The organism is Bacillus sp. SIMBA_005 (genome assembly GCF_046535585.1).
Taxonomy (GTDB): domain Bacteria; phylum Bacillota; class Bacilli; order Bacillales; family Bacillaceae; genus Bacillus; species Bacillus pumilus.
The window spans coordinates 1-239 of sequence record NZ_JAWRWI010001095.1; the positions used below are offsets into that span (position 1 = coordinate 1).

A 239-nucleotide genomic window follows, 5' to 3' on the forward strand; every position below is an offset into this window, starting at 1 on the left:
CGATAAAGAATATACCGGATTAGGATCTTGAAAGAAACCTATATTACAATTTACAAAACTTAGGCTATCAAAAAAGCAGTTATCCAGTCCAAAAATTCTATACAATTGAATTCCGTAATTTTGGTTTCTAAATACCACATATTTTAAGTTGACAAAAGAAATTAAATCCATTTCATCTGGAGCATATAGTCCAACACTACCTCCTTGCAAAGTTAGATTAGAAAGAACAAAATTATTAT

The 239-nt window shown here is 28.9% G+C and carries 1 protein-coding gene; it reads right to left on the reverse strand.

Translation table 11 applies throughout. The features are described from left to right. Positions 1-239: hypothetical protein (locus tag SB660_RS23510; RefSeq protein ID WP_410584991.1), on the reverse strand; the 239-nt coding region annotated here is incomplete at both ends.